At 65.8% G+C, this 14,476-nt stretch carries 12 protein-coding genes and 1 riboswitch; of the genes, 3 read left to right on the forward strand and 9 right to left on the reverse strand.

Annotated elements, in window-relative coordinates; all coding sequences use genetic code 11:
- Nucleotides 1–7: 7 nt before the first annotated feature.
- Nucleotides 8–1,156 carry a glycine cleavage system aminomethyltransferase GcvT gene (gene gcvT, locus CO669_RS03800; protein WP_097658126.1) on the reverse strand — a complete coding sequence of 383 codons (1,149 nt, stop codon included), beginning with the start codon at nucleotides 1,154–1,156 and terminating at the stop codon, nucleotides 8–10.
- A 146-nt stretch (nucleotides 1,157–1,302) separates the two neighbouring features.
- Nucleotides 1,303–1,393, reverse strand: a riboswitch (glycine riboswitch).
- 232 nt (nucleotides 1,394–1,625) lie between these two features.
- On the opposite strand from gcvT, the gene alaS reads away from it, so the two are divergent.
- Together alaS and CO669_RS03810 are read left to right on the forward strand one after the other, a co-directional pair.
- Nucleotides 1,626–4,307, forward strand: a complete 2,682-nt coding sequence (gene alaS / locus CO669_RS03805) for an alanine--tRNA ligase (RefSeq protein ID WP_198963816.1) — start codon at nucleotides 1,626–1,628, stop codon at nucleotides 4,305–4,307.
- A 5-nt stretch (nucleotides 4,308–4,312) separates the two neighbouring features.
- Nucleotides 4,313–5,542 (forward strand): cyclic nucleotide-gated ion channel, encoded by a 1,230-nt coding sequence (locus CO669_RS03810; RefSeq protein ID WP_097658938.1) that lies wholly within the window; start codon nucleotides 4,313–4,315, stop codon nucleotides 5,540–5,542.
- Between the two features lie 3 nt (nucleotides 5,543–5,545).
- Here CO669_RS03810 and CO669_RS03815 read toward each other — a convergent pair whose 3' ends face one another.
- From CO669_RS03815 to CO669_RS03825, 3 genes are all read right to left on the reverse strand, one after another.
- Nucleotides 5,546–5,830, reverse strand: coding sequence for a DUF3303 domain-containing protein (locus tag CO669_RS03815; protein WP_097658130.1), 285 nt, complete (start codon nucleotides 5,828–5,830; stop codon nucleotides 5,546–5,548).
- A gap of 3 nt (nucleotides 5,831–5,833) precedes the next feature.
- The gene (locus CO669_RS03820; RefSeq protein WP_097658133.1) at nucleotides 5,834–6,334 is read right to left on the reverse strand and encodes a DUF3455 domain-containing protein; all 501 of its coding nucleotides are present in this window, start codon (nucleotides 6,332–6,334) and stop codon (nucleotides 5,834–5,836) included.
- Nucleotides 6,335–6,430: 96 nt separating this feature from the next.
- Nucleotides 6,431–7,645, reverse strand: coding sequence for an NADP-dependent isocitrate dehydrogenase (locus tag CO669_RS03825; protein WP_097658136.1), 1,215 nt, complete (start codon nucleotides 7,643–7,645; stop codon nucleotides 6,431–6,433).
- Between the two features lie 336 nt (nucleotides 7,646–7,981).
- Between CO669_RS03825 and CO669_RS03830 the strand changes: the two genes are divergently transcribed.
- Nucleotides 7,982–9,181 (forward strand): TrmJ/YjtD family RNA methyltransferase, encoded by a 1,200-nt coding sequence (locus tag CO669_RS03830; RefSeq protein WP_097658138.1) that lies wholly within the window; start codon nucleotides 7,982–7,984, stop codon nucleotides 9,179–9,181.
- 134 nt (nucleotides 9,182–9,315) lie between these two features.
- Here CO669_RS03830 and CO669_RS03835 read toward each other — a convergent pair whose 3' ends face one another.
- The 5 genes from CO669_RS03835 to mddA all read right to left on the reverse strand — a co-directional run bounded on the left by CO669_RS03835 (nucleotide 9,316) and on the right by mddA (nucleotide 14,436).
- Nucleotides 9,316–11,010 carry an amidohydrolase gene (locus CO669_RS03835; RefSeq protein ID WP_097658141.1) on the reverse strand — a complete coding sequence of 565 codons (1,695 nt, stop codon included), beginning with the start codon at nucleotides 11,008–11,010 and terminating at the stop codon, nucleotides 9,316–9,318.
- 252 nt (nucleotides 11,011–11,262) lie between these two features.
- Nucleotides 11,263–12,021, reverse strand: a complete 759-nt coding sequence (locus tag CO669_RS03840; RefSeq protein ID WP_097658939.1) for a hotdog family protein — start codon at nucleotides 12,019–12,021, stop codon at nucleotides 11,263–11,265.
- A 35-nt stretch (nucleotides 12,022–12,056) separates the two neighbouring features.
- Nucleotides 12,057–13,034, reverse strand: a complete 978-nt coding sequence (locus CO669_RS03845; RefSeq protein WP_097658143.1) for an NADPH:quinone oxidoreductase family protein — start codon at nucleotides 13,032–13,034, stop codon at nucleotides 12,057–12,059.
- Nucleotides 13,031–13,669: a helix-turn-helix transcriptional regulator gene (locus CO669_RS03850; RefSeq protein ID WP_245444153.1), complete on the reverse strand. Its 639-nt coding sequence runs from the start codon at nucleotides 13,667–13,669 to the stop codon at nucleotides 13,031–13,033. The genes CO669_RS03845 and CO669_RS03850 overlap by 4 nt, the downstream gene beginning before the upstream one ends.
- Entirely contained in the window at nucleotides 13,666–14,436 is a 771-nt protein-coding gene (gene mddA, locus CO669_RS03855) for a methanethiol S-methyltransferase (RefSeq protein WP_097658147.1), read from the reverse strand. The genes CO669_RS03850 and mddA overlap by 4 nt, the downstream gene beginning before the upstream one ends.
- Between the last annotated feature and the right edge of the window lie 40 nt (nucleotides 14,437–14,476).

A 14,476-nucleotide genomic window follows, 5' to 3' on the forward strand; every position in this document is an offset into this window, starting at 1 on the left:
CAGGTCCTCAGCGTTTGTAGGTGTTCTTGACGAAGGGCATGGCGGCGACCTGCAAGGGCAGACGCTGGCCGCGCACCTCGGCGAAGAGTTGTGTGCCGAGCGCGCTCGCGCTCGTGGGCACGTAGCCCATCGCGACCGGCGCATTCAGGCTCGGGCCGAAACCGCCCGACGTGACTTGTCCGATCGCTTCGCCGCCCGCGCTGTCAGCAAACAGCAGGGCGCCCTCGCGCACCGGCGCGCGGCCCAGGGCAAGCAGGCCGACGCGGCGGCGGGATGCACCCTTGTCGAAATGCGCGAGAACCTTCTCCGCGCCGGGAAAGCCCGCGGCGCGCGCGCCGCCAGAGCGGCGGCTCTTCTGCACCGACCATTCCAGCGCGGCCTCGACCGGCGTGGTGGCGGTGTCGATGTCGTGGCCGTAGAGGCAGAGCCCGGCCTCCAGCCGCAGGCTGTCGCGGGCCCCGAGGCCGATCGGCATCACGTCGGGGTTGTCGAGCAGCGTCTTGGCGAGGCGCTCGGCGTCCGCAGCGGGGACCGAGATCTCGAACCCGTCCTCGCCGGTGTAGCCGGAGCGCGACACGAAGCAAGCGAGACCGGCAACCTCATGCGGGCCCGAATCCATGAACTTCATGGACGGCGCCGCTGCACACAATTTCGCCAGTGCCGACTCCGCCTTCGGGCCCTGCAGCGCGATCAGCGCGCGGTCGGCGAGCGAATCGATGATGCAGTCCTCGGAGAGATTCGCGCGCAGATGCGCCTCGTCCGCGTCCTTGCAGGCGGCGTTGACGACCAGGAACAGGTGATCGCCGAAATTGGCGACCATGAGATCGTCGAGAATGCCGCCTTCGTCATTGGTGAACTGGGCGTAGCGCTGCCGTCCCGCCGCGATCGCCACGATGTCCTGCGGCACCAGCCGTTCCAGCGCGCGGGCGGCGTCCTCGACCTTGCCCGACTTCGGCCGGAGCGCGATCTGGCCCATATGGGAGACGTCGAACAGGCCGGCTTTGGTGCGGGTATGGAGGTGCTCCTTGAGCACGCCGGCCGGGTATTGCACGGGCATGTCATAGCCCGCGAACGGCACCATCTTGCCGCCCAGGGAGACATGAAGCCCATGAAGGGGCGTACGTTTCAGGGAGTCTTGGTCGTCGCGTGCAAGCATCTCAGGGGCCCTCGGCGGTTCCCCGGGGACGATTCCCCGAGACAAACCAGTCGAAGCCCCATCTGTCGCTGTGCCTGAGAGTATTATCCCGTCGGCGGACGCTGGTCCGGGTCTACACCCGTCAGCGCCTCTTTCCAGATGCTGTCAAAGCCACGCGGTCCTTTTGCCTGAGAGTTTCCGGGGCGGTTGCTCCTTCGGCGCCGGCTGCCTAAAGCCGGTCTCTCCCGACGTGGCCGTACGATACAGATGGGTACAGACCACAGGGCGGCCAAGCCTGTCAACGCGTCCGCTTGCCCTATCAACGGGATTGCATGGGGCATTGAGCGGCTGCGGCAACCCTCTGATCTCTCTGCACAGTTTCTGGACAGGAAAGCTGGCCTTGTCTAAAAGCGCATTGGCCCGCAGATATCAGCCTGAATCACCGGTTTGGATGCGTAAAGCGGGTCCAAGCACACCCGATTGGATGAACATGAGCGGCGTCAACGAGATCAGGTCGACCTTTCTGAACTTCTTTGCCGAGAACGGCCACGAGATCGTGCCGTCCTCGCCATTGGTGCCGCGTAACGACCCGACCTTGATGTTCACCAATGCCGGCATGGTGCAGTTCAAGAATGTCTTCACCGGCGTCGAGAAGCGGCCCTATCAGCGCGCCACCACATCGCAGAAATGCGTGCGCGCCGGCGGCAAGCACAACGACCTCGACAATGTCGGCTATACCGCGCGCCATCTCACCTTCTTCGAGATGCTCGGTAATTTCTCGTTCGGCGATTACTTCAAGGAGCGCGCGATCGAGCTCGCCTGGAAGCTGATCACCAAGGAGTTCGGGCTCAAGAAGGACAAGCTGCTCGTCACGGTCTATCACACCGACGACGAGGCCCATGGGCTCTGGAAGAAGATCGCCGGCTTCTCCGACGACCGCATCATCCGCATCCCGACCTCCGACAATTTCTGGGCGATGGGCGATACCGGGCCGTGCGGCCCGTGCTCGGAGATCTTCATCGACCGCGGCGAGCACATCTGGGGCGGCCCTCCGGGCTCGCCGGAGGAGGACGGCGACCGCTTCCTCGAATTCTGGAATCTCGTGTTCATGCAATACGAGCAGGTGACGAAGGAGGAGCGCGTGGATCTGCCGCGTCCCTCGATCGACACCGGCATGGGCCTCGAGCGCATGGCCTGCATCATGCAGGGCGTCGAGAGCGTGTTCGAGACCGATCTGTTCCGGCATCTGATCGACGCGACCGCGTCCGCGCTCGGCAGCGGGCCGAACGAGCAGACCGTCGCCTCGTTCCGCGTCATCGCCGACCATTTGCGCTCCTCGGCCTTCCTGGTTGCGGACGGCGTGCTGCCCTCGAACGAGGGCCGCGGCTATGTGCTGCGCCGGATCATGCGCCGCGCGATGCGCCATGCGCAGCTGCTGGGCGCGAAGGAGCCGCTGATGCATCGGCTGGTCTGGGCGCTGGTGCGCGAGATGGGCCAGGCCTATCCCGATCTGATGCGCGCCGAGAACCTGATCGAGGAAACCCTGCGTTTGGAAGAGACCCGCTTCCGCAAGACTCTTTCGCGCGGCCTGGCGATCCTCGACGAGAAGTCTGCCGGCCTGAAGAAGGGCGACATGTTCGACGGCGACGTTGCCTTCACGCTGTACGACACCTACGGCTTCCCGCTGGATCTCACGCAGGACGCGCTGAAGTCGCGCGGCATCGGCGTCGACCAGGCGTCCTTCACCGACGCGATGGAGCGGCAGAAGGCCAAGGCGCGCGAATCCTGGAAGGGGTCTGGCGAGGCGGCCTCCGAGGCGATCTGGTTCCCGCTGCGCGAGAAGCTGGGTGCAACCGAATTCCTCGGCTACGAGACCGAGAGCGCCGAAGGCGTGGTGTCTGCGCTGGTGAAGGATGGTGCTGAGGTCGGCAGTCTCAAGGCCGGCGAGACGGGCGCGATCGTGCTGAACCAGACGCCGTTCTACGCGGAGTCCGGCGGCCAGGTCGGCGACACCGGCGTGCTCACGGGCGAGGGCGGCATCAAGTTCCGCGTCACCGACACCCAGAAGAAGCTCGGCGATTTCTTCGTTCACGTCGGCACGGTCGAGAGCGGCGAGCTCAAGCTCGGCACCGCGCTGCAGCTCGAGGTCGATCACTCCAGGCGTTCTTCGATCCGCGCGCATCACTCGGCGACGCATCTCATTCACGAGGCGCTGCGCCAGGTGCTCGGCGATCACATCGCCCAGCGCGGCTCGATGGTCGCGCCGGACCGCCTGCGCTTCGACTTCGTGCATCCGAAGCCGATCACGGCGGAAGAGCTTGCCCGCGTCGAGGACATCGCCAACGACGTGGTGCTGGAGAACGACGAGGTCACCACGCGCGTCATGGGCGTGGACGAGGCCCGCGAAGCCGGCGCCCGCGCACTGTTCGGCGAGAAATACGGCGACGAGGTCCGCGTCGTCTCGATGGGCCGGACCGCGCGCGAGCGCGGCGCCAATGCGCTCGGCTGGTCGGTCGAGCTCTGCGGCGGCACGCACGTCAAGCGCACCGGCGACATCGGCCTGATCACGCTCACGGGCGAGAGCGCGGTCGCCTCCGGCGTGCGTCGCATCGAGGCCTTGACCGGCAACTACGCGCGAAAACACGCCAACGACACCATGGCGCTGGCGAAGACCGCGGCGAACGAGCTGCGCACCTCTCTCGACGACGTTCCGGCGCGCATCGCCGCGCTGATGGACGAGCGTAAGAAGCTCGAGCGCGAATTGTCCGACGCCCGCAAGAAGCTGGCGATGGGTGGCGGCGCGTCCGCCGGCGGCAACGGCGCGGCGAGCGGCGTGCGCGAGGTCGGCGACGTCAAGCTGATGGCGCGTGCGGTCGAGGGCATCGAGATGAAGGATCTCAAGAGCCTTGCGGACGAGGCCAAGAAGCAGATCGGCTCCGGTGTGGTCGCCATCGTCGGCGTCACCGAGGACGGCAAGGCCGGCGTCGTGGTCGGCGTCACCGCCGATCTCACCGCGCGCTTCAACGCCGTCAATCTGGTGAAGATCGCCTCCGAGGCGCTCGGCGGCAAGGGCGGCGGCGGCCGGCCCGACATGGCGCAGGCCGGCGGCCCCGACGGCGCCAAGGCGACCGAGGCGCTGGCGGCGATCGAAAAAGCGATGGCAGGCGCTTGAAGACCATGCGCCCCGTTCCGCGAGGGCGTGGGCTTCGGGATCCCGATCTTCGGGATCGCCTCTACGAATTGCTGGAGCACGACCCGCTGGCCTATTCGGCCGGATCGCGCTTCATCAAGTTCATCATCGGCATCATCGTGCTCAACGTCGTCACGATGATCCTCACCTCGGTGCCGGAGCTCGACGCGCAATTCGGGGCGATGTTCGAGGCCGTCACTATCCTCTCCCTGATCGTGTTCGCGCTGGAATATCTGGCGCGGCTGTGGACCGTGGCGGGCCACACCCAGCGCAAGGGCTCGGCGCTGTCCGACCGGCTCGGCTACGTCTTCTCGACGCTCGGCATCATCGACCTCATGGCGTTCATGCCCGCGTCCATCGTGCTCGCGAGCGGCCGGCATGCGACGCTGGCCGCACTCGGCGTGCTGCCGTTCTTCAAGCTGATCCGCTATTCGCCGGCGATGCGCTCGCTGCTCGCCGCCGTGCATGCCGAGCGGCGGGCGCTGATCGGCTGCATCGTCATCCTGATCGGCGCCGTCCTGACCTTCGCCTCGCTGCTCTACGCCATCGAGCGCGACGTGCAGCCGGACAAGCTCGGCACCATCCCGCAGGCGATGTGGTGGGCGATCGTGACGCTCGGCACCGTCGGCTATGGCGACGTGGTGCCGGTGACGCCGCTCGGCAAGCTCGTGTCGACCTTCGCCATCATTGCCGGCTTCGCGATGATCGCACTGCCGGTCGCGATCATCTCCACCGCCTTCGCCGAGGAGGTGAAGCGGCGCGATTTCGTCGTCACATGGGGCATGCTGGCGCGGGTGCCGCTGTTCTCGCATCTGTCGGCCGCGGAGATCGCCGACATCATGCGGCTGCTCAGGGCCCGCACCGTCGAGCAGGGCGAGATCCTGGTGCGGCGGGGGGACGCGGCCTCGTCGATGTACTTCATCACCGCCGGCGAGGTCGAGATCGCGCTGCCGAGCCAGCATGTGCGGCTCACCGACGGCACCTTCTTCGGCGAGATCGCGCTGCTGCACAAAACAAAACGCAGCGGCACGGTGACGGCGACGCGCAAGACGCGTCTGCTCGTGCTCGACGCGCAGGATTTTCACGCCCTGATCGCGCGCATGCCGACGCTGGCCGATCACGTCCACACCACCGCCAAGGCCCGGCTCGCCGACACCGGCGATCTCGCGCTGGCGGAATTGGCGCAGGCCGAGCAGGACGAGGGCCCGGCTGCGTAGCGCTCAGCTCCGGTCGAGAAACGGCGCCACGACCTCGCGCGTCTCCTTGCTGGGCACCACCGGCACGATCTCGAACGTCATGCCGTTGCCCTGGCAGTTCAGCACCCATTCCTGCAGCAGGCGGGCGTCGTCGCATTCCATCAGCTGGAAGCAGCGGTCGAAATTCGGCTCGATCCAGCTGCCGAGATATTTCAGGCCGTCCGGGAATTTGACGCCTTCATCGCGTACGCGGCGATAGACCGGAATGGGGTCCCGGTCCTTGAAGCGCTCGATCACCATGAAGAGCATCGGTCAGCCCTTCTTCAGAAAGACGTAATCGGCGGAGTAGGGCGAGCTTCTGAACTCGCCGGCCTTGTCGCACGCGCCGTCCAGCTTGCCGCCCTGGGTGTTGATGCGCTGGACTGTGTCGACCGGCGTCAGCGTGCCGCTGCCGCGGTGGGCGGTCACGTCCAGCTTCAGCCAGGGGATATCGGCCACTGTCGTGCCCGGCGCATTGCCGGCGGCCTTGGCGGTCACGGCGCTGCCATCAGCGAGCTCCCAGTTCGGGCCGGCATAGTGCCGGCCGATCGTCTTGCCGTCGGAGAGCAGCGTCGCGATCGGCTCGCGGAAGGCCCAGGCGAGCTTGCCGTCCGCGCCCGCCTTGCACTCATAGACCTGTGCGCCTTCGGCGTGGAGGCTCACCACGGCGCTCTCGCCGGGTGCGGCGATGGCGGCGGGGAGCGGCTCGGCAGCCAAGGCCGGCCCGGTCAGGGCCGCGAGCAGCAGTGTGGGGGCAGCAAGCTTGATGAACATGGTCGCATCTCCGGGCAAGGTCTCAAAAAGAAACGGGCCGCGCTTTGGCGCGGCCCGTGATGATGTCTGGCCCAGTCGGGCGAAATTGCGGACGGCTCAGGCCGCCAGCTCCTTGATCAGGTTTTCGGCGACCTTGTCCAGGAAGCCGGTGGTCGAGAGCCAGCGCTGGTCGGCGCCGACCAGCAGCGCGAGGTCCTTGGTCATGTAGCCGGCCTCGACAGTGTCGACGCAGACCTTCTCCAGCGTGTTGGCGAACTTGGCGAGCTCGGCATTGTTGTCGAGCTTGGCGCGGTGGGCGAGGCCACGGGTCCAGGCGAAGATCGACGCGATCGAGTTGGTCGAGGTCTCCTTGCCCTTCTGGTGCTCGCGGTAGTGGCGGGTCACCGTGCCGTGGGCGGCTTCGGCCTCGACGGTCTTGCCGTCGGGGGTGAGCAGCACCGAGGTCATCAGGCCGAGCGAGCCGTAGCCCTGCGCGACCGTGTCGGACTGCACGTCGCCGTCGTAGTTCTTGCAGGCCCAGACGTAGCCGCCGGACCATTTCAGCGCCGAGGCCACCATGTCGTCGATCAGGCGGTGCTCGTAGGTCAGGCCCTTGGCTTCGAATTCCTTCTTGAACTCGCGGTCGTAGATGTCCTGGAAGATGTCCTTGAAGCGGCCGTCATAGACCTTCAGAATCGTGTTCTTGGTCGAGAGATAGACCGGGTAGTTGCGCAGCAGGCCGTAGTTCAGCGAGGCGCGGGCGAAGTCGATGATGCTGTCGTCGAGATTGTACATCTCCATGGCGACGCCGGCGCCGGGGGCCTTGAACACTTCCTTCTCGATCACGGTGCCGTCCTCGCCGACGAACTTCATCGACAGGGTGCCCTTGCCCGGGAACTTGAAATCGGTGGCGCGGTACTGGTCGCCATAGGCGTGGCGGCCGATGATGATCGGCTTGGTCCAGCCGGGAACCAGACGCGGCACGTTCTTGCAGATAATCGGCTCGCGGAAGATCACGCCGCCGAGGATGTTGCGGATGGTGCCGTTCGGCGACTTCCACATCTGCTTGAGGTTGAACTCCTTCACCCGGGCCTCGTCCGGGGTGATGGTGGCGCACTTGACGCCGACGCCGACCTTCTTGATGGCCTCGGCCGCGTCGATCGTGACCTGATCGTTGGTGTGGTCGCGGTACTCCATGCCCAGGTCGAAATACATCAGCTCGACATCCAGGAACGGGGTGATCAGCTTGTCCTTGATGTACTGCCAGATGATCCGGGTCATCTCGTCGCCATCGAGTTCGACGACGGGATTGGATACCTTGATTTTTGCCATGATCGGGGAAGCCTCTTGGAACGGCGCCTTTGGCGCCCACGGGAATATCCGCCGCCTCTTAGCACCCAGACGCGGCGGGCGAAAGCCAAGGGATTATGCACTTTTAGCTCATCCAGCTTCCCCAGACGGGGGGCGGGCGGCGACCCTGCCCGCGGGGGCGGATCCGAGGATTCAGGAGAGATTCAAAAGTCGAATCCAACCCGTTATTTCCCTTGAGAATTTTGTCAGGACAGGCAAACGACAGGCGGACAAGGCCGGGCGGGCGGCGCCCGGCTTGAATCGATTCCTGAGAGGGCCTTGCCAAGGCCTTGCGAGACAGTGTGAAAGCGAAGCGAGATGTCGGGGACTGACAAGAGCAAGGCGGGCCTTTCCCTCGACGGTCCCATCGTGATCCTGGTCGAGCCGCAGCTGGGCGAAAACATCGGCATGGCCGCGCGCGCCATGGGCAATTTCGCGCTGGGCGCCCTGCGCATCGTCAACCCCCGGGACGGCTGGCCCAACATCGCCGCCCAGCGCGCCGCCGCCGGCGCCGACCACATTCTGGAAAAGGTCGAATTGTTCGGCACGGTGGAGGAGGCGGTCGCCGACCTCGACCTCTTGTTCGCCACCACCGCACGCCCCCACGACCAGGCCAAGCCCGTGGTCGGGCCGGAAGCGGCGGCCTCCGAGATCGCGGGACACATCGCCACAGGGGGCCGGGCCGGCATCCTGTTCGGCCGCGAGCGCTGGGGGCTGACCAACGAGGAGGTCGGCCTCTCCAACCGCATCATCACCTTCCCGGTCAATCCGGGCTTTGCCTCGCTCAACCTCGCCCAGGCCGTGCTGCTGGTCGGCTATGAATGGTTCAAGCGCGCCACGTCGGGCGAGTTGCCGCACGCCATGCCAGAGCGCTCCGAGCGCGCCTCGCAGCACCAGATGCAGGCCTTCTTCGACAACCTCGTCCGCGAGCTCGACAAGGTCGAGTTTCTGCGCCCCGCCGAGAAGCGCGACACCATGCTGGTCAACCTGCGCAACATCTTCACCCGGATGGAGCCGACCAAGCAGGACATGCACACCCTGCACGGGGTGATCATGGCGATCGCGGAAGGCCGCAAGGGCCCGGCCAAGGGCGGCGTGCTCGACGGCGAGCAGGCCACGCGCCTGCGCGCGCTGCTGGCCGAGCACGGCCAGGGCAGCGGCGTTCCCGACAGCGGCTCGACCGTGCGCGGCCTCGCCCGCCTGCTCCGCCGCAACCCGACCGACGCCGAGCGCCTGCTCTGGCAGGCCCTGACCCGCGACCGCCGCTTTGCAGGTGGGTTCAAGCGCCAGACCCCGGTGGGGCGGCATATTCCCGACTTCGTCTCCTTCCCGCACCGGATCGCGATCGAGCTGGTGAACGCCGGCGAGGGTGAGACGATCGCGGCCGACCGCGCGGGGCGGCGGAGCTGGCTCGAAGCGCGGGATTATCGGGTGCTGGAGATTCGTGCGGCGGATGTGGAGCGCGATCTGGAGGCGGAGCTGGTGCGGCTCGCGGGGATGATGGAGCAGGGCGCGTAGGCCGGGGAAGGTCTCGTAGGGTGGGCAAAGCGAAGCGTGTCCACCATCTTTCCTGAAATCAAGAGATCGTGGGCACGGCGCTTACGCGCCTTTGCCCACCCTACGGCACCTTCTCCTGGCCCGCAGCGATCACGTCAACGCTGAAACACAACCTTGCCGCCCACCAGCGTCATGTCCGCCTTGATGTCCTTGATCTGCTCCTCCGGCACGGCGGTGTAATCCGCGGAGAGCACCACCATGTCCGCAAGCTTTCCGGGCTCGATGGTACCTTTGCGCGTCTCTTCGAACGTGTAGCGCGAGGCCGCGCTGGTGTAGAGGCGCAGGGCCTGCTCGCGGGTGATGGCTTCCGCCGCGCCGTAGACGTTTCCGTTGGGGGCCTTCCGGGTCACCATGACGTACATATTGAGAAACGGGTTGATCGGGTTGACCGGAAAATCCGTCCCGGCGCCCAGACTGTTGAGCCCCATTTTTTCGATCAACGTCCTGGTCGGCACGGCGCGGTCAGCGGTCGCCTTTCCGAGAAATCGTTCGACGGTCGCTGCCTTGTCCCACATGAAAGCGTTCTGGAAATCGACACGGGCTCCCAGCTTTTGCGCACGCTCCATCTGCTCTGGCCGGATCAGGCTGGCGTGAATGAGGACGAAGCGGCGGTCGCGGATCGATTTCTCCTTGTCCGCCGCCTCGAACGCATCGAGCACCTGGTCGATGCCGAGGTCACCCACCACGTGAACGCCGACCCGCCAGTCATATCGGTTGCAGATGGAGACGAGTTGCTTGAGCCGCTCGGGCGTCTGCTGGGCAACGCCATGGTAGTCGTCATGTGAGTCGGGATACACCTCGCGCATGAGCGCCGTCTTCAGCGTCATGCCGCCGTCGTAGAAGATCTTGATGCCGGCGAACTTCAGCCAATCGTCGCCAAAACCCGACGAGGCCCCGTTGCCCGACATGATGGCTTCCCATGCGCTCAGATCGGCTGGCGGCTCCGGTCGAAACATCACGCCGGTGCGCAACGTGGCTTTCCCGGCGGCGGCGAGCTTCTGCAGCGTACGGATGTCGCGCGCCTCCGTCGCGCCTTCGACCACGCTCGTGATGCCGAAGCTGTTCAGCACGCCTTCGGCAATGGTGAATTGCCGCATCTCGTCGTCTTCCGTCCAGGGCGGGACGGCCTTCTCGACCCGATCGATCGCCGTCTCCACGAGCACGCCCGTCAGTTCACCGGCCGCGTCGCGCTCGAATTTTCCACCGCTCGGGTCCTCGGTCGTCTTGTCGATCCCGACCCTCTGCAGGGCCATCGTATTCGCCATCGAGAAATGCCCGACGGTACGAAGATAGACCGGATTGTTGGGAGCAGCGCTGTCGATCTCCTGCCGCGTCAGATAACGCTTCTCCGCCAATTGCGACGGCGGATGCCAGGCGCCACCGACGATCCACTCGCCCGGCTTCTTCTTCGCCGCGAATGCTTTGATGGCGTCGAGCGCTTCCGCGACCGTCTTGGCGCGGCCCATGATGACGACATAGTCGCCAAGACCGGCGGCCTTGAAGTGAGCGTGTGTGTCGATCAATCCAGGAATGACGGTCTTGCCAGCCACATCGACCACGCGGGTCCGGGCGCCGGCAAGCGCCTTGATCGAAGCACTGGTTCCGGTTGCGAGGATCTTTCCGTCTGCAACGGCCACTGCCTCTGCCGTCGTCGATCGCTCATCCAGCGTCAGAACCTTGCCATTGACGAGGACCAGGTCAGGTGCGCTGAGCTCGGGTTGCTGCGCCGCGACACCCGCGATCCACATGCTCGTGGCAACGATCGCAGATGCCGTTAAATTGCGAACCATGACGTCCCCCTTTGAATCTTGTTTTTGCTGGACGAAGATTTTCAAGGGTATCTTCGATCGAACGTCGGTTCAACGTTTCCGGAGGCTCGGCAGCGTCCACATGCTGGGCAAGTGGATCACGCTCTGTGTCAGTCTCGTAGGATGGGCAAAGCTTCCGCCGTAGCTCGGAGAGCGAAGGCGGAAGCGTGCCCACGGTTCGTTCAACAAAGCCGAGAGAGATCGTGGGCACGGCGCTGCGCGCCTTTGCCCACCCTACGAGACCGTCATCCCGAGTTGCACCTCGCGCTCCACCGCGATCCACGTCGTCTTTGCAACCGCCAGCAATCTTCCCGTTTCATCATGCAGCGCGGCGTCGGCGGTGCGCTTGCGGCCGTCGCGGCCGGTGGCCCAGGCTGTGATGATGCAGGACGCCCCGGGGCGGGGGCGGGACTCGATGCGGGCCGACATGCGGCCGAGCAGCAGCGGGGTCTTCTCGAAGCTGCCGCTCTCTTGATCGTAATTGCAGGCAAAGCCGGTGGGGCAATCGAGCGCGGACCAGAGAAATTCGGGCGCGACGAGGCCGTCCGCGGCGGCGAGATTCGGATCGGGGGCCCAGCTCGCCGCGAGAACGGGAGGCTGTGCCTGACGACGGAGCGGCCCGGCGAAGATGCGCAGGCCGTCGCCCTTGGCCCGTGCAGGACCGCAAACGAAACAGTGTGGCAGCGGATGCTCGTGCGGCTTGAACAGTGCGCGCAGTTCGGCTGCGCGCGCTTCCGGCAAGGTCGCTGTCTCGATCTGCGCAAGCTCGACGCTCACGGCGCGGCCGGCGGCGACGGCCTTGCCGTCGTCGCGAAGCTCCCATGTGCCGTCATCCGTCGCAACCGCATCGAGCCGCGTGTCCAAGGGAGGCGGCGCGCGCAGCGTCACTTCCGCAGCGCCGGGAATGTGCTGGGCGAGCCGGCCGCAGACATAGCCGCCATTGCCCGAGTTCGGAGGACCGCAATAGCGCTGGTCGATGATGATCTCTGTCAACGTCTCGCTTCCTCTGCTGCCGTCATCCATCCATTCTATCGGATCTTGAGCACAATTCTTCCCTGCACCGTGCGGTTGGCCACGGCGCGCATGGCCTCCGCGGCCTCCTCCAAAGGGAGGATGCGGTCGATATGCGGGCGAATTTGTCCTTCGGCCAGCATCCGCATCAGCGTGTCGTTCATGCGCGCGGCCTCCGCGGAGAATTTCTCCGCCCAGGCGCCGGCGAACACACCGATGACGGAATAGTTCTTCAGCAGCGGCAGGTTCATCGGGATCTGCGGGATCTCGCCGCCGGTGAAGCCGATCGGCATCAGCCGTCCGTCCCAGGCCATCAGCCGGGCCATCTGCTCGAAGATTGCCCCGCCGACATTGTCGAAGCCGACATCGATGCCGTCGCCGCCCGTGATCGTCTTGATCCGGTGGCGCAGATCCTCGCGGCGATAATTGATGATTTCGCTCGCCCCGTAATCGCGCACCAGGGCCGCCTTGTCGTCGGAGCCGATGCCGGCGACGACACGCAGCCCGAGATGGCGACCGAGATCGACGGCGGCGAGGCCGACTCCGCCGGCGGCGCCGGTGATGAAGACGGTTTCGCCTCGCTCGGCCCGCGCCCGGTCGACCAGCGCATAATAGGCGGTGCCGTAATTGTGCAGTACCGTGGCCCCGGCTTCGAACGCAACGCCATCCGGCAGGCGCACGCTCTTCGACTCCTTGGCTGTCATCCGTTCGGCGTAGCCGCCGATCCAGCTGCTGCAGGCGACGCGATCGCCGGGCGCAAATCTTGTCACCTTGTCGCCGACCGCGACGACCACACCGGATGCTTCCGTGCCGGGCACGAAGGGCGTCGGCGGCCGCATCTGGTAGAGACCGGAAACGAGCAACTGGTCCATGAAGCTCACCGACGCCGCATGGACGTCGACGAGAATCTCGTCGGCGGCGGGGCGGGGCTCGGCGATCTCACCGAGCCGCAAATCGCCGGGCCCGGTAAACGTGTGGCACAGAACGGCTTTCATCGGGGCTCTCCAGCGTTTCTCAGCGGCGTCGCATATCCTGCGACGAGCTTGACGAAATCGGCCTGCCGCGCGGCGCCGGTCTTTTCGAACAGTCGGCGCAGATGCGTCTTGATCGTCGAACCGGCGACGCCGAACGCCGCGGCAACGTCGCGAACGTTGCCGAGCTCGACGATCGCGAGGAGGACGCGCAATTCGGTCGGCGTCAGCCGGAAGACCTGGCCGATGACGTCCGAGCATGGCGGCATCGTCAGTGCCACCTTGCGGACGAACAGGGCTGCCGAGGCGCGGCAGGCCTCATCCGCAAACAGGCGCGTTGCCGATGCCAGCGGCAGAGCATGCGCAACATAACGCTGGCCGTCGGTACCGATCATCGGCACCGCCGTCTCGCTGGCCAGACGGGGCGCGGCGAACAGCCGTTGCAAGGTCTGGTTGGTCGCGCCGTCGCAGGCCACGAGGTAGCCGCGAATGTCGCGCAGGATGTCGCGCGCACCGAGAATGGCGCGCCCGGCGGCATTGGCGTGAACGAGGCGCGCATCCGCGGCAACGAGGTACAGGCCGGTGTCGAGCCCATCGAGCGTATCGGCGAAGGTGGCGGCATCCACCGCCATTGCGGGAAGGGGGAACATTGCGTTCATCGCGGCGCTCCGACAGGCCGCCGATTCTCGTTGCGGCGGCGCGCAAACAGACCGGGCACCAGCATCGGAACGCGCCGGCGATATTCCTGATAGGTTGCGCCGAACACGGCGATCAGGTCCCGCTCTTCGAACTGCAATGCGACCAGGATGTAGGCCGTGTTGGCGAGCGCGAACAGCAGGTGGCCTTGCGTCATCACGGGCGTGGCCCAGAATGCGAGCAGAAAGCCGAGCATGATCGGGTGTCGCACGATCTTGTAGAGCAGCGGCGTCCGGAACGACTGGTCGGGCATCGCGGCGCCGCGCAGCGCGAGAACAGCCTGGCGCAAGCCGAACAGATCGAAATGATCGATCATGTGGGTCGATGCGAACGCGATCAGCCAGCCGAGCCAATGCATCGAAGTCAGCACCCAGGCCGCAATTCCACTCGCCTGCCAGACCGGCGCGGGCATCGGCCGCCACTGCCAGAACAGCAGGAGGAGGATCAGGCTGGAGAGCAGAACATAGGTGGCGCGCTCGCTGGCCGCGGGAATCAATTGAACCAGCCATCGCTTGAAGGCCGGGCGTGCCATCACGGTGTGCTGGATGGCGAACAGGCTCATCAGCAGCAGGTTGACGGCGACGGCCTCGCCCAGATTCGAGGCGGGGCCGACGTCGATGGACTTCGGCACGACATAATTGCCGACGAAACCAAGCGCGTAGAGGAATGAAACCGTGAAGATGGCATAGCTCACGATTGCGTAGAGCAGGATTGCGAGGCGTGCGAACATGGGTTTTCCTATTGTGCCGATGGCGACGGTGCCGCATGCA

Source organism: Bradyrhizobium sp. Y36, from assembly GCF_002531575.1.
Lineage (GTDB): Bacteria > Pseudomonadota > Alphaproteobacteria > Rhizobiales > Xanthobacteraceae > Bradyrhizobium.